Source organism: Acidobacteriota bacterium (assembly GCA_039683095.1).
Lineage (GTDB): Bacteria > Acidobacteriota > Aminicenantia > Aminicenantales > Saccharicenantaceae > RBG-16-66-30.
Window position 1 is genome coordinate 92,729 of record JBDKSB010000009.1, and the last position, 23,879, is coordinate 116,607.

19 protein-coding genes are annotated in these 23,879 nt (G+C 68.6%); 11 read left to right on the forward strand and 8 right to left on the reverse strand.

Translation table 11 applies throughout. The annotated features are described in order from the left end of the window. Window positions 1-31 precede the first annotated feature (31 nt). Together ABFD52_06320 and ABFD52_06325 are read right to left on the reverse strand one after the other, a co-directional pair. Window positions 32-2,143: a sodium:solute symporter family protein gene (locus ABFD52_06320; protein MEN6560369.1), complete on the reverse strand. Its 2,112-nt coding sequence runs from the start codon at window positions 2,141-2,143 to the stop codon at window positions 32-34. Window positions 2,144-2,213: 70 nt separating this feature from the next. Next, window positions 2,214-3,806 carry a C69 family dipeptidase gene (locus ABFD52_06325; GenBank protein ID MEN6560370.1) on the reverse strand — a complete coding sequence of 531 codons (1,593 nt, stop codon included), beginning with the start codon at window positions 3,804-3,806 and terminating at the stop codon, window positions 2,214-2,216. Window positions 3,807-3,937: 131 nt separating this feature from the next. On the opposite strand from ABFD52_06325, the gene ABFD52_06330 reads away from it, so the two are divergent. Then, window positions 3,938-4,849 carry a DMT family transporter gene (locus tag ABFD52_06330; protein MEN6560371.1) on the forward strand — a complete coding sequence of 304 codons (912 nt, stop codon included), beginning with the start codon at window positions 3,938-3,940 and terminating at the stop codon, window positions 4,847-4,849. 7 nt (window positions 4,850-4,856) lie between these two features. On the opposite strand, the gene ABFD52_06335 is transcribed toward ABFD52_06330, so the two are convergent. The 3 genes from ABFD52_06335 to ABFD52_06345 all read right to left on the reverse strand — a co-directional run bounded on the left by ABFD52_06335 (window position 4,857) and on the right by ABFD52_06345 (window position 7,165). Continuing rightward, on the reverse strand, window positions 4,857-5,699 hold the full coding sequence (locus tag ABFD52_06335; GenBank protein ID MEN6560372.1) for a hypothetical protein: 843 nt from the start codon (window positions 5,697-5,699) through the stop codon (window positions 4,857-4,859). 88 nt (window positions 5,700-5,787) lie between these two features. Further along, window positions 5,788-6,399: a corrinoid protein gene (locus tag ABFD52_06340; GenBank protein MEN6560373.1), complete on the reverse strand. Its 612-nt coding sequence runs from the start codon at window positions 6,397-6,399 to the stop codon at window positions 5,788-5,790. 55 nt (window positions 6,400-6,454) lie between these two features. Then, window positions 6,455-7,165 (reverse strand): porin family protein, encoded by a 711-nt coding sequence (locus tag ABFD52_06345; GenBank protein ID MEN6560374.1) that lies wholly within the window; start codon window positions 7,163-7,165, stop codon window positions 6,455-6,457. 100 nt (window positions 7,166-7,265) lie between these two features. On the opposite strand from ABFD52_06345, the gene ABFD52_06350 reads away from it, so the two are divergent. The 7 genes from ABFD52_06350 (at window position 7,266) to ABFD52_06380 (ending at window position 15,045) form a co-directional block, all read left to right on the forward strand. After that, window positions 7,266-8,261: a sugar phosphate isomerase/epimerase gene (locus tag ABFD52_06350; protein MEN6560375.1), complete on the forward strand. Its 996-nt coding sequence runs from the start codon at window positions 7,266-7,268 to the stop codon at window positions 8,259-8,261. Window positions 8,262-8,267: 6 nt separating this feature from the next. Then, the gene (locus ABFD52_06355; protein MEN6560376.1) at window positions 8,268-9,608 is read left to right on the forward strand and encodes a hypothetical protein; all 1,341 of its coding nucleotides are present in this window, start codon (window positions 8,268-8,270) and stop codon (window positions 9,606-9,608) included. Beyond that, the gene (locus ABFD52_06360) at window positions 9,605-10,630 is read left to right on the forward strand and encodes a hypothetical protein (GenBank protein ID MEN6560377.1); all 1,026 of its coding nucleotides are present in this window, start codon (window positions 9,605-9,607) and stop codon (window positions 10,628-10,630) included. Before ABFD52_06355 ends, ABFD52_06360 begins: the two co-directional genes overlap by 4 nt. Continuing rightward, entirely contained in the window at window positions 10,627-12,645 is a 2,019-nt protein-coding gene (locus tag ABFD52_06365) for an FAD-binding protein (protein MEN6560378.1), read from the forward strand. The genes ABFD52_06360 and ABFD52_06365 overlap by 4 nt, the downstream gene beginning before the upstream one ends. 2 nt (window positions 12,646-12,647) lie before the next feature. After that, window positions 12,648-13,454, forward strand: a complete 807-nt coding sequence (locus ABFD52_06370) for a 3-ketoacyl-ACP reductase (protein ID MEN6560379.1) — start codon at window positions 12,648-12,650, stop codon at window positions 13,452-13,454. 65 nt (window positions 13,455-13,519) lie between these two features. Continuing rightward, complete coding sequence (locus ABFD52_06375; GenBank protein ID MEN6560380.1) at window positions 13,520-14,212, forward strand: DUF5668 domain-containing protein; 693 nt, start codon at window positions 13,520-13,522, stop codon at window positions 14,210-14,212. A gap of 8 nt (window positions 14,213-14,220) precedes the next feature. Continuing rightward, window positions 14,221-15,045 carry a hypothetical protein gene (locus ABFD52_06380; GenBank protein ID MEN6560381.1) on the forward strand — a complete coding sequence of 275 codons (825 nt, stop codon included), beginning with the start codon at window positions 14,221-14,223 and terminating at the stop codon, window positions 15,043-15,045. On the opposite strand, the gene ABFD52_06385 is transcribed toward ABFD52_06380, so the two are convergent. The 3 genes from ABFD52_06385 to ABFD52_06395 are packed head-to-tail and all read right to left on the reverse strand — an operon-like array spanning window position 15,026 to window position 18,180. After that, complete coding sequence (locus ABFD52_06385) at window positions 15,026-17,164, reverse strand: energy transducer TonB (protein ID MEN6560382.1); 2,139 nt, start codon at window positions 17,162-17,164, stop codon at window positions 15,026-15,028. The two genes, ABFD52_06380 and ABFD52_06385, sit on opposite strands and share 20 nt — an antisense overlap. Before the next feature lie 13 nt (window positions 17,165-17,177). Further along, on the reverse strand, window positions 17,178-17,654 hold the full coding sequence (locus ABFD52_06390) for a hypothetical protein (protein ID MEN6560383.1): 477 nt from the start codon (window positions 17,652-17,654) through the stop codon (window positions 17,178-17,180). Next, a complete protein-coding gene (locus ABFD52_06395) occupies window positions 17,632-18,180 on the reverse strand; it encodes an RNA polymerase sigma factor (GenBank protein MEN6560384.1) in 549 nt (182 codons plus the stop codon). Before ABFD52_06395 ends, ABFD52_06390 begins: the two co-directional genes overlap by 23 nt. Before the next feature lie 194 nt (window positions 18,181-18,374). Here ABFD52_06395 and ABFD52_06400 point away from each other — a divergent pair, with 194 nt between their 5' ends. The 3 genes from ABFD52_06400 to ABFD52_06410 all read left to right on the forward strand — a co-directional run bounded on the left by ABFD52_06400 (window position 18,375) and on the right by ABFD52_06410 (window position 23,759). Continuing rightward, the gene (locus ABFD52_06400; GenBank protein ID MEN6560385.1) at window positions 18,375-19,370 is read left to right on the forward strand and encodes a sensor domain-containing diguanylate cyclase; all 996 of its coding nucleotides are present in this window, start codon (window positions 18,375-18,377) and stop codon (window positions 19,368-19,370) included. Beyond that, the gene (locus ABFD52_06405) at window positions 19,367-22,324 is read left to right on the forward strand and encodes a prolyl oligopeptidase family serine peptidase (protein MEN6560386.1); all 2,958 of its coding nucleotides are present in this window, start codon (window positions 19,367-19,369) and stop codon (window positions 22,322-22,324) included. Before ABFD52_06400 ends, ABFD52_06405 begins: the two co-directional genes overlap by 4 nt. A 406-nt stretch (window positions 22,325-22,730) precedes the next feature. Then, window positions 22,731-23,759 carry a bifunctional methionine sulfoxide reductase B/A protein gene (locus tag ABFD52_06410; protein ID MEN6560387.1) on the forward strand — a complete coding sequence of 343 codons (1,029 nt, stop codon included), beginning with the start codon at window positions 22,731-22,733 and terminating at the stop codon, window positions 23,757-23,759. Window positions 23,760-23,879 lie beyond the last annotated feature (120 nt).

The following is a 23,879-nucleotide window of genomic DNA, read 5'->3' on the forward strand; positions in this document are numbered from 1 at the left end:
AAATTAGGAAATAGGTATTGTGTCCCCCATTTTAGCGGAGGTTCAGAATGAACCAGAGCAGGAAGACGATGACGCCGACGATGACCCAGCAGCCGGCGAAGCCGAGGATGTCGACCAGCTTCGGCTTCATGATCTCCCAATTCGATCCGGGCCGCAGCTTGTGCGCTTCGACCACTTCCTCGTAGTGCTCGACGGCGCGGCGCAGGGCCCGCTCCTCCTCCTCCGGCGTCCGCTGGACCGGGGTGTGGACCTTGGCGAAGAAGCGGTCGAGGTCGGCCTTGGGCGCCGGCCTGGTGAAGGCGCTGAACAGGAAGAGCAGCACGAACGGGAACAGGGCGTCGAAGGCGAACCTCGCTGCGCTCAGCTGGGCCTTGGAGGATCCGGTGAAGTCGATCCCGAGCCCGCTCAGGATCCAGATCTCCGTGTGGAAGCGGCCGAGGCCGATCCTGGGCGAGGCCGGGTCACGGGGATCGACCCGGACGACCTTCTCGTAGAAAACGCCCTCGGGCGGGTTCGTGCGGGTCTTCCGGATGATCTCGCCGACGGCCGACGCCCGGCCGGCCTCGACGTCCTCGCGCACCGCCGGCGTGGTGATGGACACGGTCCGGGCCCGCGTCTCCAGGAGGAAGCCGGGCCGCGTTCGGGCCCAGTCGAGCGACTGGAACACGTTGGGGATGACCGCGATGAGCGCGAAGCAGATGACGACCTGGGCGATGACCGCCGGCTTGGTCAGCCGGCGCCACAGGAACCCCAGCCAGATGGCCGCGCCGAAGATGGCCGGCAGCGAGATGAAGTACTTGTACATGTCGAGGAGGTTGCCGATGAACAGGGCCACGCCCACGCCGCCGACGAGGGTCACGGCGATCGCCGCGCGCCCGACGTTGAGGAGGTGGCGGTCGGACTTGGGCTTGACGAAGGGCTGGTAGAGGTTGCGGATGAACAGGGCCGAGTAGGAAACGCTCGACCCGGCCAGGCTCGACATCTTGGCCGAGAGCACGCCGGCCATCATCAGCCCGATGGCCCCGGGGAAGAGCAGGTCCAGGGTCATGTGACCCCAGATGAGGTCGGGGTCGTGGAGCTTGCCCGCGTAGAGGGCGATGGCCAGGAGGCCGGTCAGGGCCCAGAAGATCATGATGAAGCGCTTGAAGAACATGCCCCCGATCATGCCCACCCGGGCCGTCGTCTCGTTCCTGGCCGAGCCGGCGGTCTGCATGCCCGTGGCCACGGCGATGATGGAGACGAGGTTGGCCAGGACCATGGCCAGGATCGTGTACCAGGCGTACTCGCTCGTCGCCGACGAGCCGAACAGCCGGAACATGTAGTCCGGGACCGCGGCGTGGAGGCCGGCGAAGCCGCCGACGCGCTGCAGACCGATGGGGATGAGAATGAGCGAGAAGGTCGTCAGGAGGATGCCCTGGAGGACATCGGTGATGGCCGCGGCCAGGAAGCCGCCCATCATCGTGTAGACCGCGACGATGACCGTATAGACGAGGTAGATCGAAATGGAATCCGTGTAGGAGATGAAGGACTTGAGCTCGCCCTTCTTCTGCCGCTCGCCGAGCTCGGCCAGGCGCGCGGCCTCGGCCGGGTCCAGGGCCGTCTGGCCGGCCTTGGCCTGGAGGGCCCGGTATTCCCTGAACAGGTCGACGCTCTGCTTTTCCCGGGCCGTGTACGCCGCGGCCGGCTTGGGCGTCAGGGCCATCATGGTCTTGGCCGCGACCATGTAGCCGGCGCCGTTGCCGAGGAAGGCCATGAACAGGGTGAAGACGGCGAAGGCCGCGCCCAGGAAGCGGCTCTTGAAGCGCTCGGTGAAGAAATCGCCGATGGTCACCAGCCGGACGCGGCGGAAGAAGGCCGTGGTGAACCAGTAGAACGGGGTCAGGAAGAGGACGAGGTACTGGATCCACATGCCGCCGATGCCCTGGCGGTAAACCTCGCGGGAGACGACGACGGCCTGGTCGGCGTTGGTCGAGGTGCCCAGGTTGAGGAAGAACTGATAGACCTTGCCCAGGCGGCGGCCGGCGACGAAGAAGTCCTCGGTCGTCCTGGTCCGGCGGGAAGCCCGCCAGCCGAGATAGAGGACGAACAGGATGAAGGCCAGGACGATGGCGAAATCAAGTACGTTCAGACCGAGGATCGTCATCTTAAAAAGGTATCATGTCCCGCATTTCCGTCCCCTGGGAAAATAGGAAACGGGTATCGTGTCCCCCATTTTAAAAGTAGGAGGAGTACTTGAGCCAGAGGTCGTCGCCGAGCTTCCAGTAGGCCTGGACCGCCTGGCTGGCCAGGTTGTGGCAATAGCTCGTCAGGCGCTCGCGGAACCGCTTCGGGTCCTTCCGATAAAGCTCCAGGGCGTCCTTCTCGAACTGGGCCTGGTCGGCTAAGATCTTGTCCTCCATCGGCTTCCAGACCTTCTCGATGTCCCGGGACATCTCCTGGAAGCGGAAGTTGGCCAGCCGGCTGACCGTCCTGAAGGCCCACCAGGCGCAGGCCCGGCTGAAGGCCCAGCGGCCGTCGACCATGTACGAGTCCGGCATCTGGCCGATCCCGATATAGAACGGCAGGTGCGGGGTCGTGGCCGGATTGTCGTAGCCGATCCAGACGACGCCGCCGAGCGGCCCCGGCAGCCAGTCGCGCGACTGGGTGATCTGGAGATACGTCGCGGCGGGCGAGCAGATCGTCCGCTCCCGCTTCAGCCGGAACAGGGCCAGCGTGTCGCCGTTCATGAACGGCGTCGCGACCGGGCTCTTGACGGTCTCCCCTTTCCGGTTGACGGCCGTCAGGGTCCGGGTCATGTCGTATTCCGTCCCGCCGTAGGTGTCGCGGAAGATGGCCAGGACGTCGGCCAGGCCGACCTTCTTTTCTGGCTTGACCGAGAAGGGGTAGTTCTCCGATTCCGGGTTGAGCTTGAGCGACGGAGCGAGCAGGCTCAGGACCCGCCATTCGCGCCGCCGGCAGTAGAGGCTCGTCCGCGAGTCGGGATCGTAGGCATAGGTGAACTCGAACGGCTTGCCGCTCGCCTTCGACCAGTAGCCCATCTCCTCGGCCAGCGACATCACGTTGGCCGAGGCCATGAAGCGGTCGGGGTCGGAAAGGTCGATCTGCAGGATGCGGCCGGCGTTGGCCGAGACCCCGATCTCGTCGTCGGGGACGCGCTGGGCCGCCCAGACGGCGCCCTTCTTGCCCTTGCCCGGGCCATGGATCTCGAATTGCCAGACCTCTTTCGTGTCGGCGAAGGTGAAGCACTCGCCCCAGTCGTTGTAGCCCCAGGCCTTGGTCAGCTCGTCGGCGACGCGGATGGCCTCGCGGGCCGTCTTGGCCCTTTCGAGGACGAGCCGGTAGAGCTCGGGCGCGTCGATGATGCCGGTCTCGCTGATGAGCTCGCGCCGGCTGCCGATCGTCGTCTCGCCGATGGCCAGCTGGTGCTCGTTCATGATCGGGTAGGCCGCGTTGAGGTAGGCGTACGTCTCGGCGACCTGGGGGATCTCGCCCGTCTCCAGCCGGTCGGGGTCGGCCGGGCCCTTCGTCCGCTTGGGATCGTAGTAGACCTTGGCCATCTCCCCCGGCTTGTGCTTCATGTTGGGGACGATGGTCATCCAGGTCCGGTCCGTGCCCGAATCGCAGGAATGCGAGGTCATGGTCGAGCCGTCGACCGAAGCCAGCCGGCCGACCAAGATGCTGGTGCAGGAATCGAACTCGAGCGCCGCGGCCCCCTTCGTCGCCGGGGCCTGGGCCGCGGGAAGCGTCGACAGGGCCAGTACGGCCGCCGCGAGGACCGCAAGGGACAGGGATCGGGATCTCTTCATGGCGCGTCTCCTAAGGGGCGGTTATAGCATGCGCCCCCGACGCCGGTCAATCGCGCATCAAGGGGACCATCCCGAAGGCGGCCGGCGCAGGCGATTGACGCCTGCGGCACTCTCTGCTATAGCATGACACCATGTTGGACGCCGCCCCGACCGCTCCCCGCGCCCTCGGCCAGGTCCTGGCCGCCGGCTCGGCCTTCGCCTGGGCCGTCGCCGTCGTCCTGTTCCGGGTCAGCGGCCGCCGCGTCCATCCCATCGGCCTCAACCTGGCCAAGTGCATCCTGGCCCTGGCCCTCATGGTCCCGACCCTGGCCGTCCTCGGCGAGCCGCTCGCGCCGGCCGTGCCCGCCTCGACCGTGGGCCTTCTCCTCCTCAGCGGCATACTCGGGATCGCCGTCTCCGACACGCTCCTGTTCTACGCCCTCAACCGGCTCGGGGCCAGCCTGACCGCCATCGTCGACTGCTTTTACAGCCCCTTCGTCATCGGCCTGTCCTTCCTCCTGCTCGGCGAGCGGCTGACGCCGGTCCAGCTGGCCGGCGCCGGGCTCGTCGTGTCGGCCGTCCTGACCCTGTCGAAGGAAGGGAAGGTCGAGAGGATCGGGCGCAAGGACCTGGTCCTCGGCATCGTCTTCGGCATCCTGGCCATGTTCTTCGTCGCCTTCGGGATCGTCATGGTCAAGCCCGTGCTCGGCGGCGTGTCGGTGTTCTGGTCGACCTTCGTCCGGATAGTCGGCGGCGCGGCCGCCCTGGGGACGCTCGTCCCCTTCCTCAAGAACAGGCGGGCCATCCTCGCGCCGCTCGGGGAGCCGCGCAACTGGAAGGCCATCGTCCCGGCCTCCTTTTTCGGCTCCTACCTCTCGCTCATCCTCTGGATGGGCGGCATGAAGTACGCCAAGGCGTCGGTCTCGGCCATCCTCAACCAGCTCAGCACGATCTTCATCGTCGTCATCGCCGCGGTTTTTCTCAAGGAGAAGCTGACGGTCTGGAAGGTCCTGGCGGTCGTCCTGGCCTTCGTCGGAGCCTACCTGGCCTCGTGGCCCTTCTGAGCGGCGGCTATTTCGCCGAAGCGGCGGCCAGCTTGACGTCGATCCAGAAGACGTGCTCCCTCGTCTTGGGGTCGTGGGTGAGGTTCGCGCCTCCGCCCCGGGCCTGGTCGTTGCGCTCGCTGGCCAGGTTCCCGTCCAGGCCGGGGGCCCGGCCCGCCCCGCCGCCGCCCGGGCCCATGATGGCCCGCTTCATTTCGCTGGTCAGGCCCCCCCAATCGAAGCCGAGCTTGAGGGTCTGGCCGGGATCCGCGCCGAGGCCGCCGGGCTGGTTCGTCCGGCTGAGGGGGATGCGCAGCTCATAGACGATCTCTCCGGTCTGGGACCGCGCGCCGAAGGCGAGCGGATCGGTCGTCACGGCCGGGTCGGAGGGCGCCGGGACTTTCTTGTCATTGATGACGTCGGCCTCGAGCAGCGTGTATTCCTTCTTCCGCCGGACCTCCGCCTTGCGGGCCTCGGACAGGACCTCCCCCTGTTTCTCCAGATGCCCGATCAGGCCGTCGGCCGAGACGCTTTTCTTCAGGAAATGGACGCCGCGGTCCTTGCTCTTCCTGCCCTCGCCGCCGAAGAAGATCTTCAGGCCCGTGGCCTCGATCGTCGACGCCGCCTCGGGTGTCCTGAAAAGGAAGACGATGTAGAGGTTCCGGCCGTCGTTGCGGAGCGCATACTCGGCCTTTGAGCCCTTGTCGGTCAGGAACGGGGCGCCCTGCCAATCCTGGGCGAGGCCGTCGATCTTGACCGGGGCGGAGGCCCAGGCGCTGTCGATCGCCCTGGCCTCGTCTTTGGGGAACGCGGGCGCGGCCAGCGCCGCCGCCGCCAGGATCACAAGAAGGCGCGTGCTCATCCGGGTCATGCTCTACCTCCCCGGGCCGTGAGGCCCTAAGTACCTCGACCCGGCCGGGCCGCGTCTTTCGACCGGCCGCTCGGCCGCCGGGTCCGTTTCAGGCGGCGATGAGCCGGCCGATCTCCTCGACGGCCGAGGCGGCGTCGGGAGCGTAGCCGCGGGCCCTGATCTTGTCCGCGTAGTCGCGGGTGACGGGCGCCCCGCCGATGACCACCGGGATCTTGAGCCCGTCCTTCTCGACGGCCTCGACCACGCTCTTCATCTGGACCATCGTCGTGGTCAGCAGGGCCGACAGGGCGATTATCCCGGCCCCGTGCGACTTGGCCGCCTCGATATACTTCTCCGGGGCGACATCGACGCCGAGGTCGACGATCTTGTAGCCGTTGCCGCGGAGCATCATGGCCACGAGGTTCTTGCCGATGTCGTGGAGGTCGCCCTTGACCGTGCCGATGACGACGACGCCGCGGGGCTTGATCCCGGCCTTGGCCAGGTGCGGCTCGAGCTTGGCCAGCCCGGCGTTCATGGCCCGGGCGGCCACGAGGACCTCGGGGATGAAGACCTCGTTGTTCTTGAACAGGACGCCCAGGCGCTCCATGCCCGGGATCAGTCCGTCGTTGAGGATGGTCCCGGCGGGCGTGCCGCCGGCCAGGGCCCGGTCGACGAGCGACTCGACCTCGGCCTTCTTCCCGGCGACTAGGGCTTCCTGCATCTCTTTGAGCATCACGACACTCCTCGCGAAAAAATGCGCGGCCCGCGGGCCGGCCTCAACGTATGAATGGGAAACTCAGATAGGCCTGGATGACCGAATTCCGGAGCGGCTGGCCGGCCGAACGGTCCCGGCGCGCGTCCGTCAGCCCGGCCAGGTACCGGACATGAAAAACAAGGCCCGTCCCGCCCCGCGGCCTGGTGATCGTCCAGGAGGCATCGAAGGCCAATCCCAGGTCGGTCTTCCTGTAGCGCTCGGAGACGTCACGGCTGTAGCGCAGGACCTCGCCGGTCCCGGGCTCGGCCTTGAACCGCTCGCTGGCCGAGCTCAGGAAGCTCAGGCAGGGCCCGGCGCCCAGATGGGCGCGGCCCAGCCGGCACTTGACCAGCACCGGCACGTCCGCGTAGCGCAGGGCCAGCTCCGAGGCGGCCGGGTCGGCGAACGCGGCGTCGAGCGCCGGGTCGCCGGTCGGCGCGAACGGGATCGTGGCCACGCCCTTGCTGGAGAAGGGCGTCACCTCGGGGACCAGCGACAGCCGGTCGTTCAGCCGGATCGTGGCCGAAAGCCCGATGTTGAAGCCGCCGGTGTGCTCGGTCCCCGCCGGGGCGCCTTCCAGGTACGAGAAGTTCAGGCCGAATTTCAGGCTGAAATAGAGCTTCTCGGAAGCGGCCTTGTCCCCGGCGATCTGGCTGACGATGGACGACTGGGCCAGGGCCGGGAGCCGGGCCAGGCCGGCGAGGAGGGCAAGGACCGCGAGCGCCTTTTTCATAGGGCGCTAGGATATCCCAAGGCCCCCGCCTTTTCAAGCCCGCCCGGGCATCTGTCAAGCCTCCCGGAAAACTGGTAGAATGGGGCCGCAGGATGGAGCCATGCGAAAGCTCAGGGTGGGAATCGACAGCTACAGCCTGAAGCCGCTCGACCTGTCGCCTTTCGAGCTGCTTGAATGGGCGGTCCTGAACGGGGCCGACGGCGTCCAGTTCTCCGAGGTCAACATCCCGCCGGGCGCGGCCGTGGACCGGCCCTTCCTCCAGGACCTGCGCGGCTACGCCGACGAGAACAACCTCTACATCGAGTGGGGCGGCGGCGAGCATATCCCCCTCCATCTCGATTCCGGCCGGCCCAAGGACATCGCGGCCTCGAACCGCCGGGCGGCCGAGCAGGCCAGCCAGGTCGGCTCGGCGACGGTCCGGTCCTGCTCGGGCGGGCTGATGCGCTGGAAGGCGGGCGGGCCGTCGACCGACGAGCTCCTGCGCCTGACGGCCGCCTCCCTCCGCGGGCAGAAGCCGGCCTTCCGGGACGCGGGCGTCATCCTGGCCATCGAGACGCACTTCGAGTTCACCTCCTTCGAGCTGCTGCGCCTGTTCGAGATGTGCGGCGCCGCGCCGGGCGAATACCTCGGCATCTGCCTCGACACCATGAACCTCCTGACCATGCTCGAGGACCCGCTGCTGGCGACGCGCCGGCTCCTGCCCTGGATCGTGACCACCCACATCAAAGACGGCGGGCTGGCGCCGGCGCCGGACGGCTTCGTCTCGTTCACGGCCGAAGCCGGCAAGGGCGTCGTCGACCTGCCGGCCATCGTCGAGACCCTGGCCGCCGCCCATCCGCAGGTCGCGCTGACGGTCGAGGACCACGGCGGGGATTTCCTCATCCCCGTCAACGACCCGGATTTCCTGGCCCGCTTCCCGGACCTGTCGGTGCCCGAGCTTGTCCGGCTCCAGGCGCTCGCCGGCCGCACCCGGGCCCTCATGGACGCCGGCAAGCTGGCCGTCCTGCCCCGCGACCGCTGGGCCCCGGCCTGCGAGCCGAGGGTCAGGCGGGACATCCAGGCCGTCCGGCGCCTGCTCGGCGGGGGACGGGAGTAGAAGAACATGGCCGTCCACGAGAGATTCCGTCTCCGCTCGGCCGATGGCCTCCGCGACGAGGCCCGGCGCCTGGGGCTCGATATCCCCTGCCGCGACGACGCCTCCATCCTGCTCGAGAAGGCCTCGATCGCGGGCCGCGCGGTCCCCAACCGGCTGGCGGTCCTGCCCATGGAAGGGGCGGACGCCGAGCCGTCGGGGGCGCCTTCCGATTGGACGCGGCGGCGCTACCGGCGCTGGGGCGCTGGCGGAGCCGGCCTCATCTGGTGCGAGGCCACGGCCGTCCGGGCCGACGGGCGGTCCAATCCCGCCCAGCTCATGCTCAAGGAAGGCACGCTCGGCGGCTTCGCCCGGCTGGTCGAGGAGACGCGGGCCGCCGCCCGAAAGGCGCACGGGCCGGGCCACGCGCCGCTCCTCGTCCTCCAGCTCACCCATTCGGGACGCTTCTCCAAGCCGGAGGGAACGCCCCGGCCGCTCATCGTCCAGCACAATCCCCACCTCGACCCGATGCACGAGCTGCCGCCCGACGCGGAGCTCGTCTCCGACGACGAGCTGGCCGAGATCCGGGACGACTTCGTGGAAGCGGCCGACCTGGCGGCTTCCGCCGGCTTCGACGCCGTCGACATCAAGGCCTGCCACGGCTACCTCATCTCGGAAACGCTGGCCGCCCACAGCCGGGAGGACAGCCGTTACGGCGGGCCGTTCGAGAACCGCAGCCGCCTCCTCCTCGAGATCGTCCGGCACATCCGCGAGGAAGCGCCGGGGATCCTCGTCACCAGCCGGTTGTCGGCCTGTGACGCAGTCCCTTTCCCCTACGGCTTCGGCATGGACCCGGACGAGCCCGAGCGCATCGATCTCGCCGAGCCCAAGGCGCTGGCGGGTCTCCTCGGCCGGGCCGGGGTCCGGTTCCTGGCGCTGTCGCTGGGTATCCCGGCCTGGAAGCCCCATATCGGCCGGCCGTTCGACAAGCCCGTGCCCGGCGGAGAGGTACCGCCCGAACATCCGCTCGAGGGGGTGGCGCGCCATCTGGCCGCGGCCACGGAGATCCAGCTCTCGGTGCCCGGCCTGGCCGTCGTCGGCGCGGGATACACCTGGCTTCGCGCCTTCGGCCCCAGGGTCGGCGCGGCCATGGTCGCGGCCGGCCGGAGCGCGGTCTTCGGGCTCGGCCGCGGCGCGCTGGCCTATCCCGACTTCGCCGCCGACCTCATGGACGACGGCCGCCTGGCGCCGGGCAAGGTCTGCACGACCTGCTCGCTCTGCTCCTATCTCCTGCGCCGCCAGAAGCGGGTCGGCTGCGTCGTCCGCGACCCGGCCTTCAAGAGCGCCGTTCTCAAAGGGAGGGATGTATGAACAAGGCAGAATGGAGATGGCTGGCCGGGACGGTGGCCGCGTTCCTGATCATCCTGGCCGCCATCATCGCCTATTCGCTCGTCGTCCGTCCCTGGTTCCCGTTCTGGGGAGCGGCCGAGCGGGACCGGACCCGGCCGCTCGTCGGCGACGACGCCTGGATCGGCGGCGTCGTCACGGGGACGCGGGCCGTCACCATCGCCGCGCCGCCCGACAAGGTCTGGCCCTGGATCGTCCAGATCGGCCAGGACCGGGCCGGGTTCTACAGCTACACCTGGCTCGAGAACATGTTCCTCTCCGATATCCACAACACCTTCGCCATCAGGCCGGAGTGGCAGGGCCTGAAGGTCAAGGACATGGTCCGGTCCGTCAAGCCCGGCTACCTTTTCGGCCTCGTCAAAAGCAAGGACGGCGTCATCGGCTGGAAGGTCTCGTTCGTCGCGCCGGGCCGATCGCTGACCCTCAGGAACTGGGGCACTTTCGCCCTCGAGCCCTACGGCGACGGAGGGACCCGCTTCCTGAGCCGGAGCCGGAGCGAGCCGCTGCCCGGCGTCATCGGCAAGCTGGCCCAGTTCTGGATCCTCGATCCGGCCCACTTCATCATGGAAAAGAAGATGATGACCGAGATCGGGAGGCTGGCCGAGGGCCGGCCCGGGCCGCCCGGCTGGCTGCAGGCCCTGGCGGCCGCGGGCTTCGCCCTGGCCGCGCTCGGCTCGGCCCTCCTGATCGCGACGCGGAAGCGGCGGCGCCTCTGGCTCCTGCTCCCGGCCGTCTACGCCGTCCTGATCATGGCCCAGACCTCCGACGCGAGGGCGGCCCTGGCCGGGTTCACGGCCCTGGCCCTGACGGTCGTCGGCTTCCTCTACTTCCCGAGGCGCTGGTGGGCTTATCTCGGCTTCATCCTCATCGCCGTCGCCGCCGTGCTTTTTCTGGCCGGGGACGCCTGGATCGTCTTCGGCCTCGTCTTCCTCGCGGCCTTCGCCGCCCTGGCCGGCGCGGCCCTGAAGGGGCTCCGGGCCAGATGAGGACGGGCCGCGCCCGGGTCGGCGGGCTGAGCCTGCCCGTTCATTCCCTGAACACCCTCGTCATCGGCAGCGGCGCGGCCGGGCTCAACGCCGCGGTCCGGCTCCACGAGCTGGGCCAGACCGACGTCGCGATCATCACGGAGCGGCTCGGGGCCGGGGCCTCGGCCGAGTCCGGCTCCGACAAGCAGACCTACTACAAGCTCTCCCTGGCCGGCGACGTCCCCGACTCGGCCTTCGACATGGCCCGCGACCTGGCCGCCGGCGGCTCGATGCACGGCGACATCGCCCTGGCCGAGGCCCAGGGCTCGCTCGAGGCCTTCTTCCACCTGGTCGGGCTGGGCGTCCCCTTCCCCCACGACCGCTTCGGCGGATACGTCGGCTACAAGACCGACCACGATCCGCGCCAGCGGGCGACCTCGGCCGGGCCGCTGACGTCGCGTCTCATGGTCGAGGCCCTGTGCGCCGAGGTCCGGCGCCGCGGCATCCCGGTCTTCGACGGCCACGCGGCCATCGCCATCCTGACCGCCGGCCGCGGGGCGGCCAGGAGGGCGATCGGCGCCGTCGCCCTCGACAAGAGGAAGACGGGCGGGCCCGGCCGCGGCTTCGTGCTCTTCAACGCGGTGAACGTCGTCGCGGCGACGGGCGGGCCCGGCGGGATGTACGAGCATTCCGTCTATCCCGAGAGCCAGGCCGGATCGCACGGCCTCGTCTTCGAGACCGGCGCGGCGGCCCAGAACCTGACCGAATCCCAGTTCGGGCTGGCCTCGGTCAAGTTCCGCTGGAACGTCTCCGGGACGTACCAGCAGGCCATCCCCCGCTACATCTCGACGGACGGGCGCGGCGGCGACGAACGGGAGTTCCTCGCCGGCTACTTCCCCGACATGGGAGCCCTGGCCGCGGCCGTCTTCCTAAAGGGCTACCAGTGGCCGTTCGACGCCGGCAAGGCCTCCGGGTCCGGCTCGTCGCTCATCGACGTCCTCGTCTACGAAGAGACCGTGGTCAAGGGCCGCCGCGTCTTCCTCGATTTCCGAAGCGACCCGCGCGGCGGCGGCCGGCTCGCGCCCTTCGATCCGGCCATTCTGGAGGGCGAGGCCCGCGACTACCTGGAGCGCTCCGGCGCCCTGGTGCCGACCCCCATCGCCCGGCTCCGGAAGATGAATCCGCCGGCCGTCGCGCTCTACGGATCGCACGGCATCGACCTGGGCCGCGAGCCGCTCGAGATCGCCGTCTGCGCCCAGCACAACAACGGCGGGTTCCGGGGCTCGATCTGGTGGGAATCGAACGTGAAGGGCCTCTTTCCCGTCGGCGAGCTCTGCGGCACTCATGGCGTCACCAGGCCCGGCGGCTCGGCCCTCAACGCCGGGCAGGTCGGGAGCGGCCGGGCCGCCCTGCTGATCGCCCGGCGCCGGGCCGGCGCGCCGCCCGCCGCCGGCGTCTTCGCCCGGGCCGCGGGGCCGGCCGTCCGTCGGGCCTGGGCCCGGGCCGGCGCGCTGCTCGCCGGACCGGCCGGCGAAGGACTGACGACCGGGGCCTGCCTGGCCGAGGTGAGAAGCCGCATGTCCGGCTGCGGCGCCATCCTCCGGGACCCGGACAAGGTCCATGTCGAGAAGGACCGGGCCCGGGCGCTCTGGCTCCGGGCCAGGCGGGAGATGCGGCTGGACTCGGACCGGGACCTGGCCCGCGGCTTCGAGGTTTTGGGCCTGGCCCTGACCCATGCCGTCTACCTCGAGGCCATCGACGAATACCTGGCCCGCGGCGGGAAGAGCCGGGGCTCCTATCTCGTTCCCGACGCCGCCGGCCGGCCGCCGCACCCGCGCCTCGGCCGGAACTGGGCCTTTTCTTTGACCGGACCGGACGATTTCGTCTCCGGCCGCATCCTGGAGGTCCGGCTGGACGGCCGGGGCCGCGTCCTGAAGCGCTGGGTCCCGGTCCGCCCCGTGCCCCGGCCGGACGGCTGGTTCGAGTCCGTCTGGGCCGATTTTCGCGGCGGCCGGATCGTCGTCGAGGAGGAATGAACGTGCCCAAGTCTCAGCGTTCCGCCGCGCCCGCGGCGGTGGTCACCGGCGCCGGCCGCGGCATCGGCCGGGGCATCGTCCTGGCCCTCGTCAGCGAGGGCTTCGACGTCGTCGGCATCGATGCCGTCTTCGAGCCCCGTAATAAAAAGGCCGGCCTCTTCGAGGTCAAGGCCCGGGCCGGGGAGCTCGGCGGCCGGTTCCTGCCCGTGGCCGGCGACATCTCCCGGATCGACGACCACGACCGCATGCTCGACGCAGCCTGGGGGGTCTGCGGCCGGGTCGACCTCCTGGTCAACAACGCCGGCGTCTCCCCGCTCCAGCGCCTGGACGTCCTCGAGACCTCCCCGGAAAGCTACGACCGGCTCTGGGCCGTCAACGCCCGGGGGCCGTTCTTCCTGACCCAGAACGCGGCCCGGCGCATGGCCGCCCAGAAGGCGCGCCGCGGCGGGCCGGGACCGGCCATCGTCTTCATCACCTCGGTTTCGGCCACGGTCTCGTCGGTGTCGCGGGCCGAATACTGCGTCTCCAAGGCCGCCCTGAGCATGACCGCGACCGTCTTCGCCGACGCCCTCTCGGCCAGGGGCATCGCCGTCTACGAGATCCGGCCGGGCATCATCGCCACGGACATGACCGCCGGGGTCAAGGACAAGTACGACCGGCTTATCGCCGGCGGCCTCGTCCCCCAGGGACGATGGGGCTCCCCCGAGGACGTCGGCCGGGCCGTGGCCGCCCTGGCCCGCGGCGACCTCGGGTACTCGACCGGCGCCGTGATCGAGGTCAGCGGCGGCATGAACATCCGCAGGTTCTGAGCCGGGGCCGGGCCGTTTGGCGGCGCCGGGCCCGTATGATATCCTAGGCGGGATCGGAGGACACCATGAGCGCACAAAAGAGCCAGGGCCGCATCTTCTGGGGCTTCCTGCTCGTCATCCTGGGCTTCCTCTTCCTCTTCGACCAGATGGGCAAGATCGATTTCGGCGACCTCGTCGGCCGCTACTGGCCGGTCGTCTTCATCCTCATCGGCATCTCCATCCTCCTCAGCAACAACTTCAAGAACGTCGGCTCCGGGATCTTCTTCATCCTCTTCGGGGCGTTCTTCCTGCTCCTGCGCCTGAGGATCTTCGAGCGGGCGGTCTGGCACTATCTCTGGCCCCTGGCCATCATCAGCGTGGGCGTCTGGGTCCTCCTCCGCCCCGCCTGGCACCCGGATCGGCGGTCGTTCTCCGAGACGAGCGCCGACTCGCTGGACATCAACCAGATCTTCTCCGGCTCGACCCGCAAGGTCGAGTCCCAGGCGTTCAGCGGCGGCAAGGCCGACGTCGTCTTCGGCGCGGCCGAGATCGACCTGCGGGGAGCCCGGCTCGCCGGCGGCCAGGCCACGCTGGCGCTGTCCGTCGTATTCGGCGGCATCGAGGTCTATGTCCCCCGCGACTGGCAGATCGTCCTCGAAGGCTCGCCCGTCCTCGGCTCGATCGAGACCCACCGGGCGGCGGGCCCCGACGTTCCCAGGACGGCGACCCTGACGATCCGCGGATCGGCCGTGTTCGGCTCGATCGAGGTCAAGGACTAGGCCGGGCCATGCGGAAGGGCATCCTCTGGGCCGCGGCTGTCATCATCACCCTGGCGTCGGCCGTCTATCAGCGGACGACCGGACCAACCCGTCCGCTCCGCGTCGGCGCCGGCTTCGGCGGGGCGGCGGAAAGCTTCCGGCTGCCGCGCAGCGCCGAGACCGTCCGCGACGCCGAGGTAGCCATCCCGGCCCCCGCCACGGCCGAGGGCTGGCTCGATTGGAAACGGTTCAAGACGCCCGACGGGTGGAGCCGCATCCCGCTCGTCCGCGAAGGCGGCCGGCTCGTCGGCCGCCTGCCCCGCCAGCCGGCGGCCGCCAAGATCGTTTACCGGCTCACCCTGCGCCGGTCGCCGGAGGCCGCGGAGGAGACGCTCCCGGACACGGTCCTCCTCCGCTTCAAGGACCCGGTGCCGACATGGATACTCGTCCTTCACGCCGTGGTGATGTTCGCGGGCATGCTCTGCTCGACGGCGGCCGGCCTGGCCGCCCTCGACAGGAACCGGAACCCCCGCCGCCTCGTCCTGTTGACCGTCGCCCTGTTCTTCGCCGGCGGCTTCGTACTCGGACCGCTCGTCCAGAAGTTCGCCTTCGGCGTCGCCTGGGCCGGCTTCCCGGGGGGATCGGACCTGACCGACAACAAGACCCTGGCCGCCTTCCTGTTCTGGGCGGCGGCCCTGATCGCCGGCCGAAAGGGCCGGCCGGCCCGGCCGTTCGTCCTCGCGGCCTCCCTCGTGACGCTGCTGGTCTTCCTCATCCCCCACAGCCTCCTCGGCTCCGAGTACGATTACGGCGCCGCGAGGCCGGGAGAGGCCCCTATTTCCCGGCCATCCTGACGGAGATGCCGGGGGCCGGGACGCCCTCGACCTCGATCGCCGGGTTGTCCTCCGGCTCGACATCGAGCGTGAACCGGACCGTGACGGTGAAGACGATGGGCGTGGCCTTGCCGCCGATCACGGTCGGCTCGTAGACCCACTGCTTGACGGCGTCGATGGCCGCCTGGTCGAGAAGCGGGATGGAGCGCAGGACCATGGCGTCGACGACCCGGCCTGTTTCATCGGCCCGAACCCCGAGGATGACCACGCCGGCCACGCCGGCCTGGCGGGCGGCCTCGGGGTAAACGGCCGCGACCTCCTTGATCAGCCGGGGCGGGTTGATGTCGCCCTCGGCTTTGACCGCGCCCTGGGCGAACTTCTCGAAAGCCCTGTCCCTGTCGCTTTCCCTGAGGGCAAAGCGGACGGTCGCCGTGAAGATGACCTTGCGGGGCTTGCCGTCGACGAGCAGCGGTTCGTATATCCACTGCCTTACGGCCGCTATGGCGGCCTGGTCGAGGACGGGGACGGAACGGAGGATGCGGACGTCGACGACGTTCCCCCGCTCGTCGGCCTTGATTTCGAGGATGACCACCCCCTCGACGCCGGTCTTGCGGGCCTCCTCCGGGTAGACGGGATTGACCTGCTTGATGAGCTTGGGCGGCTGGACATCGCCGACGGCCCGGACGGCGTCGCCGTCGAACTCCTTGGAGGCCTGGTAGCCGATGGCCCCGGCGGTTGCGCCCGCCGCGCCCCCCTCGACCCCGCCCCGAACTCCGCCTTTGACCCCGCCTTCCACGCCTCCCTGGACGCCCCCGGCGACGCCGCCGAGAACGCCTCCGACAACGCCGCCGACGGCCCCGCTGACCTCCGGCTTCTTCTTGTCGTCCAGCCGGAAGCGCATGGTCACGTTGAAGGTCACCGGCTGGGGCTTGCCGTCGATGACCATCGGCTCGTAGATCCATTGCCTGAGGGCGTCGACGGCCGCCTGGTCGAGAAGCGGGATCGACCGCAGAACCTTGACCGCGGAGACGCGGCCGTAGGTGTCGGCCGTAGCCTCCATGATGACGGTGCCCTCCACCCCGGCCTTCCTGGCGACCTCGGGATAGACCGGCCTGACTTCTTGGACGAGCCTGGGCGGCTTGACGTTGGACCCCGCCTGGCTTTGGAGCACGCCGCCGACCGCACCGCCCGCCGCGGCGGCTCCGCCGGCCCCCTTCTTGTCCTGATCGAGGTCGAACCTGACCGTGACGGTGAAGCTGACCGGCTCGGGCTTGCCGTTGACGACGGCGGGCTCATAGACCCATTGCCGGACGGCGTCGATCGCCGCCTGGTCGAGAAGCGGGATCGAGCGGAGGACCTTAACAGCGGCCACCCGGCCTTGGGTGTCCGCCGTGGCCTCCAGGATGACGACGCCCTCCACCTGTGCCTGGCGGGCGATCTCGGGGTAGACCGGACGGACGGACTTGATCAGCTTGGGCGGCTTGACCTTCTCGCCGGTCTTCAGCACGGCGGAGGCCACGCCGCCCGTCGGCGGACCGTCGCCGACCCAGACGCCGGTCCAGCGGGCCACCCGCAGCGTTATGAAATAGGGCTTGAGCTTGCTGTCCTCGAAGCCGAAGACGGCTGCGGCCTTGTCCGGCAGCGAGAACTCCGTGTCCAGCAGGTTCGTCTTCAGCTCGTCGCCGCCCTGCTCGTAGACCTCGATGTGGAAATGGTTGCGCTCAGGCAGCCGGCCCGGGGTGACCACGACCAGGTAGGCCCGCCCGTTGATGCGGAACATGTGGAAGGCCTGGCCGGGCTTCCCTTTCTGCCAGAGCAGGCTGGCCTCGGTCACGAGCCCGAGGTCCTTGAGACTGAAGACCTTCCTGATCTCGTCGTCGGCGGCCAGGTCGGCCTCGTCCTCGAAATTGGCGAACGTCAGGAACTTGAGGTACGACGAGGTCACCGGCCGGCTGGCGGAGGAGGGAACGACCCGGCTGCCCTCGAGGATCCTCATCTGCAGCTCGAAAGACTCGGCCTCGGTCCTGCCGGGCCGGGCCTGGTCCTCGGAGGCCGCCGAGGCGGCCGGGGGAACGATCATCGCCCAGGCGCCGATGGCCGCCACCAGGATCAGGAGGGAAAGCCTTTTGGTCATTTTCATTTCGCTTCTCCTTTCAGGGAGTTCTCGAGGCCCAGACGAAGACGGTGTCCGAGCCCTGAGGCTGATAGACGAAGGTCCGGGCGGGCGCCCCGCCCACGTTGACGTAGTCGATCCGGAACCGGCCGGCCGTCGCGGCGGCCTCGGCGGCGAGATCCGGCCGATCCGCCTGCCGCAGGAGCCAGAACCCGGCCAGGGCCACCACGGCCGCGGTCGCGACGGCCAAGGCCCGTCCCCAAGCCATCTCGCCGCCGCGGGGCTTTGAGGCGGGCGCGGGGACGGCCGCGGCGGCCTGTCGCGAGATACGCTGCCAGAGGCCGGCCTGGTCCCCGACCTGGCCGGGGCCGACGAGCAGCCGCCTCGCCTCCTCGCGGCCGAGGAGCCGGGCCTGGCAGCGCGGGCAGCGGTCCATGTGGGCGCGGATGAGCCCGTCCCTGAGCGGCCTCAGCGGCAGGGCGGCGTAGAGCCGGTCAACAATTTTGCAGAAGTCCATGGTCGTTCTCCAGGAGGGCCTTGACCTTGCGCCGGGCGTTGAAGAGATAGACCCGGGCCGTCGAGGCCGAGCAGCCCAGGACCTCGGCGATGTCCGCGGCCGCGCAGCCTTCGTTGGCCCAGAGAGCGAGCGCCGCCCGCTCGCGGGCCGAGAGGGCGTCCAGCAGCTTCGACGGCAGGGGCGCGGGGTCGGCCGGACCCGGATCCGCCGGCCGGCCGGCGACGGACGGCTCGAAGCGGGCCCGGGCCGAGAATTCCGAGAAGCGGCGCTTCTTCCTGAGCATGTCGAGCGATCTCCTGTAGGCTATGGTCAGGAGCCAGGTTTTGAAGCTCCTCGCCCGGTCATAGCGGTCGAGGCGGCGGAAAACCTGGAAGAAGGTCTCCTGGCAGACATCCTCGGCGTCCTGGCGGTTGCCGAGGACGTTGAGGGCCACGGACAGGACCAGCGTCCCGTACGTCTCGACCAGGAGCCGGCCGGACGAGGCATCCCCCCGCAGGCAGCCGTCGATCATCTCGCGCTCTTCCATACAGGGGGTCGTCCCTTCTTCCATCGAGAATACGCCGGCGCGCCCGGCGCCGTTTAGGGCGCGCCCGGCCGCGTTCCAATTTCTACACCCGTCTTCCCCGCCTGTCATCATAAAATGCGGGCGCTTCCATTTTCTACATTCTCCTTATTATGGATTTTGACAAGGGCTCCGGTGTCTGCTAAATATGGGCGCAAATGAGCCCATCCGACCCGGCCAGGCCCATCCGGTCTTCGGTGCCCCCCCGAAAAGCCGCCGCCCGGCGCGCCCCCCGGTCCGCCCCGGACGGCGAGGACCGCTACAAGGCCCTGGTCGAGCAATTGCCCGTCGGGGTTTACCGCACGACGCCCGAAGGGCTCATCGTCGAGGCCAACAGGGCCCTGGCCCGCATCCTGGGCTTCCGCCGGCCCCGCGACCTCTTCGCCTGCAACGTCAGGGACTTCTACGTCCGGGGCGAGGTCCGGGCCCGTTATCTGGCCCGGCTCTCGTCCAAGCCCACGTTCTTCCAGGAGTTCGAGCTCCGCAAGGCCGACGGACGGCGGTTCTGGGCCAGCGACTATTGCCGGGCCGTCAAGGGCCGGGACGGCCGCATCGTCCACTACGACGGCATCCTGGTCGACATCACCGACCGGAAGACGGCGGAGAGGAAGCTCGAGCGGGCCAACCGCAAGCTCCGGCTGACCAACGAGAAGCTCGAAAGCCAATCCCTGTCCGATCATCTGACCGGCCTCAACAACCGCCGGGGATTCTTCACCTTCGGCCTCCAGCAGATGAAGATCGCCAAGCGGCTCAAGAAGGACAACTTCCTCGTCTTCCTGGACATCGACTATCTCAAGGAGGTCAACGACAACCACGGCCACGCCGTCGGGGACCTTCTCCTGCAGGGCGTCGCCGCGATCCTCAGGACGACCCTCCGCGAATCCGACGTCATCGGCCGCATCGGCGGGGACGAGTTCGCCGTCCTGGCCATGCGCTCGAAGGGCCTGGCCGAGCGGGCCCTCCTGGCCCGGATCGAGGAAGGCGTCCAGGCCTACCGGATCAGGGGCTATCCCCGGCTGCGGCTGTCGGTCAGCATGGGACTCGTCCGCATCGATCCCCAGAAATACCAGCAGCTCGACGATTTCCTGGCCCACGCCGATTTCCTGATGTACCAGGAAAAGCGCAAAAAAGAGCGACAAGGAACAACGCCATGATCAAGCTCCGCTTTCTCACGGTCCCCGTCATCATCCTGGCCCTTATGAGCGCCGGCGCCGCGGGCGCCGTCCAGGACCGGCCGGCCGCGAAGCCGGCCGCCGGCGCGGCCCCTGCCTCCGGCCCCGCGACGCCCCCGCGCCCGATCGCCCTCCAGGACATACTGGACTGGAGATCGATCGGCGCGGCCGAGCTCTCGCCCGACGGCGGCTGGTTCATGTACCGGCTGAGCCCGCTCGAAGGCGAAAGCGAGGTCGTCGTCCGCCAGGTGGCCGGGACCAGGGAATACCGCTTCCCGATCGGCCAGGCGCCCCGCTACGCGGCCGGCGTCCGGCCTGGCTTTTCGGCCGACTCCGGGTGGGCGCTCTTCCTGTCCTATCCCGGCTCCAAGGAGACGAAGGCCCTGCGTAAGGATAAAGGACGGGTCCAGACGACGGCCGTCCTGGTCAACCTGGCCACGGGCGAGAAGTCGGAGTTCGAGAAGGTCCGGGGCGCCGCGTTTTCCGGCGACGATCCCGGCTTCGCCGCCTTCCACCGCTACGCCCCCGAGAGCCAGGACAAGGAGAAGGACAAGTGGACCGGCTCCGACCTCGTCCTGCGCGAGCTCGCGACCGGCCGGGAGATCAACATCGGCAACGTCGCCGAGTATGCTTTCGACAAGCCCGGCGCGCGGCTGGCCCTCCTCATCGACGCCCAAGGCCAGGCCGCGAACGGCGTCCAGATGCGCGACATGGCCTCCGGAACGGTCGTCTCCCTCGACAACGACAAGGCCTCCTACAAGTCCCTGGCCTGGTCCGAGAAGGGCGAGGCCCTGGCCCTGCTCAAGGGCAAAGAGGACAAGTCCTACGAGGACAAGCTCTGGAGCGTCATCGGCTTCAGCGGGTTCCAGGCCGGCCGGGCGCCGCGGAAGGTCGTCTACGATCCGGCCGCCGACAAGTCCTTCCCCGCCGGGATGACGGTCAGCCCGGACCGGGCCCCGGAGTGGACCGAGGGCTTCGACGCCATCCTGTTCGGCATCCACGAGGCCAGGAAGAAGACGGACGCCGACAAGAAGGACGCCGGCGAGTCCAAGCCCGGCGACGCGCCTCCGGCCCCGAAAGACGAGGGACCAGCCGACGAGGACATCCCCGATCTCGTCATCTGGCACGGCCGGGACAAGCGCCTCCAGTCGGCTCAGCAGGTCCAGGAGTCGCGGGACAAGAGCTTCAGCTATCTCGCGGAGTACCGGGTCGCCGAAAAGAAATTCCTCCGGCTGGCCGACGACGATGTCCGCGACGTCGAGCCCGCGCCCAAGGGGCGGTTCGCGGTCGGCCAGGACGCCCGGGCCTACGAGCTCGACTCGAACCTCGACGGCCGCGGCTTCCAGGACATCTACGTCATCGACCTGGCGACCGGGAAGCGGACCAGGGCCCTGGGGAAGAACGAGCACTATTTCGGACCGCTCTTCGACGGGACCCGTTTTCTCTATTACGACGACGGGCACTTCTTCGCCTACGACATGGCCGCGGGGAAGTCCGTCAACATGACCAGGGACGTGCCCGCCTCGTTCGTCGACGAGGACGACGACCACAACGTCGTCAAGCCGCCCGACTACCCGGTCGGCGCCACAAAGGACGGCCTGGACGTCCTGCTCTCGGACGGCTGGGACGTCTGGTCCGTGCCCCTGAGCGCCGCCGGGAAGGCCGTCAACCTGACCGGCAACGGCTTCCGCGACAAGATCCGCTACCGCCGGCTGCGCCTCGACCCCGAGGAGAAGGCCGTCGATCTCGGCCAACCCCAGTATTTCAGCGCCTACGGCGAGTGGACGAAGAAGGCGGGCATCGCCCGGCTCGAAAAGGGCAAGGCGCCGGTCATGCTCCTCTGGGACGACGCCGGCTTCGGCACGCTCCTCAAGGCCCGCAAGGCCGAGACCTATGTCTATACGAGGGACACCTTCAAGGACTTCCCGGATTACTTCGCGGCCGACGCGCTCCTCAGGAACGGCAAGCGGCTGACCGAGGCCAATCCCCGGCAGAAAGACTTCCTCTGGTCGAGCGGCGTCATGCTCCTCGACTACAAGACGGACCCCAAGAGCGGCATGGACAAGCCGCTCCAGGCGGCCCTCTTCCTGCCCGCCAACTACGAGAAGGGCAAGCGCTACCCGACGATCGTCTACTACTATGAGAAGATGTCGCAGCAGCTCAACCGCTATGCCCAGCCCTCGGCCAACGGCTTCAACAAATCCGTCTACACCAGCAACGGCTACGCCGTGCTCATGCCCGACATCACCTACAAGATCAACGACCCCGGCATGTCGGCGGTCTGGTGCGTCCTGCCGGCCATCGACGCGGCCGTCGCCGCCGGCGTAGTCGACCGGGCCAGGGTCGGGCTCCATGGCCATTCCTGGGGCGGCTACCAGACAGCCTTCCTCGTCACCCAGGCCGACTTCGCCGCCGCCGTGGCCGGCGCGCCGCTGACCAACATGATCAGCATGTACAGCTCGATCTACTTCAACAGCGGCATGGCCAACCAGCCGATCTTCGAATCGAGCCAGGGCCGGTTCAAGGGCGGCTACTGGGACAACCTCGAGGCCTACCAGCGGAACTCGCCGGTCTATTACGCCGCGAACGTCAAGACGCCACTCGTCATCCTCCACAACGACAAGGACGGCGCTGTCGTCTGGAACCAGGGCATCGAGTACTACAACACGCTCCGCCGGCTGAAGAAGACCGTCCTCATGCTCCAGTACGTCGGCGAGAACCACGGCCTGCAGAAGCCGGCCAACCAGAAGGATTACACGGTCCGGATGAAGGAATTCTTCGACCACTATCTCATGGGCAAGCCGGCCCCGGCCTGGTACACGGACGGAGTCCCCTACCTCGATCTGAAGGAGCACCTGAAGGAGAGAGCCAGGGACCTCAGGCCGCGCGAGCCCGCTCCGGCGGAGAAAACCGAGAAGAAGGACCCGTCGAAATAAAAGGCCCTGCATTTCCCAGAAGCATGGCTGCGAGTCGCTCCGCCGTGCTTCTGATGGTCGCTTCGAGGACTCCGCTCCCTGCCGGCCGCCGCGAGAGGGAATCCCGGAGATAGGAGAAGAACCAAACAAAAGGCGCCTATCGCCAGCCCGGCGGGTTCGCAAGAAAAGGCTGGCTGGCGAGGCGCCAAGGTTTCAAAGGAAAAGGAAGCGGGGCTAAGGAGGATCCCTCTCCAGCCAGCAAATTCATTATATGGCCATGTTTTCGGTCTTGTCAATCGGAAAGTGTCCAATTTAGGAAATTCCCCCCGGGACGGGCGCCGGGGCGGGGCCGTCCGGGGGGGTTCTTGCTTTTTCGGGAACCCAATGTATATTATTTTTGTAGGGTTAAAGCGCCCGGGAGGCCCCGATGCCGGTTCGCGTCAGGATCGCCGTTCTCGCCCTGGCCGCCGCCCTGGGCCTGGCCGGATGGAAGGGGCTCAACACCCTGGCCGGTCCGGGCGCGGCCCGGCCGCTCCCCGTTTCTGAGGAAGGACAGAACATGCCGCCCAAGGTCAAGAGATCGGAAAAGGAATGGAAGGCCGCGCTGACGCCAGAGCAGTTCGAGGTCATGAGGAAGTGCGGCACGGAACGCCCGTTCACGGGCAAGTACAACGATTTCTGGGACAAGGGCGTCTACGCCTGCGCCGCCTGCGGCACGCCCCTGTTCCTCTCGACGGCCAAGTACGAGCACGGCACGGGCTGGCCGAGCTTCACCGCCCCCGCCGACGAGAAGGACCTCGAGTACCGGGACGATTACACCCTGCTCGTCAAGAGGGTCGAGGTCCGTTGCGCGAATTGCGGCGCTCATCTGGGCCACATCTTCGACGACGGCCCCGGGCCGACCTTCCTTCATTACTGCATCAACTCGGCCGCCCTGGCATTCAGGCCCGAGGCGGCCGCCAAGGCGGACGGCCCGTCAAAGGCGGCGGCGACGGAGACGGCGACCTTCGCCGCCGGCTGCTTCTGGGGGGTCGAGCACAAGCTGGCCCAGGTCAAGGGCGTCGTGTCCACCGTCGTCGGCTACACCGGCGGCAAGACCGCTGATCCTACCTATGAGCAGGTCTGCGCCGGCCGGACCGGCCACGCCGAGGCCGTCCAGGTGGCCTTCGACCCGATCCAGCTGAGCTACGAGGACCTGGTCCGGCGCTTCTTCGAGATCCACGATCCGACCCAGGTCAACCGCCAGGGACCGGACCGGGGCAGCCAGTATCGCTCGGCCGTCTTCTATCACAGCCAGGCCCAGAAGGAAGCCGTCCTCCGCGTCATGGACGATCTGAAGAAGTCGGGCAGGTACAGGAAGCGCCTGGCCACCGAGATCGTCCCGGCCGGGGTCTTCTTCAAGGCCGAAGAATATCACCAGAAGTACTTCGAGAAACACGGCTTCGCCTGCGACTGAGCCGCTGCCGATCCCGGGCCGATGTCCTTAAAGGAGGACGTTGTTGCCCCCGGATAAGCTCATTGGCCGTCCCCGCCAGGCGCCGCTTTTTGGCACGAATCTTGATATATCACAGGCGAG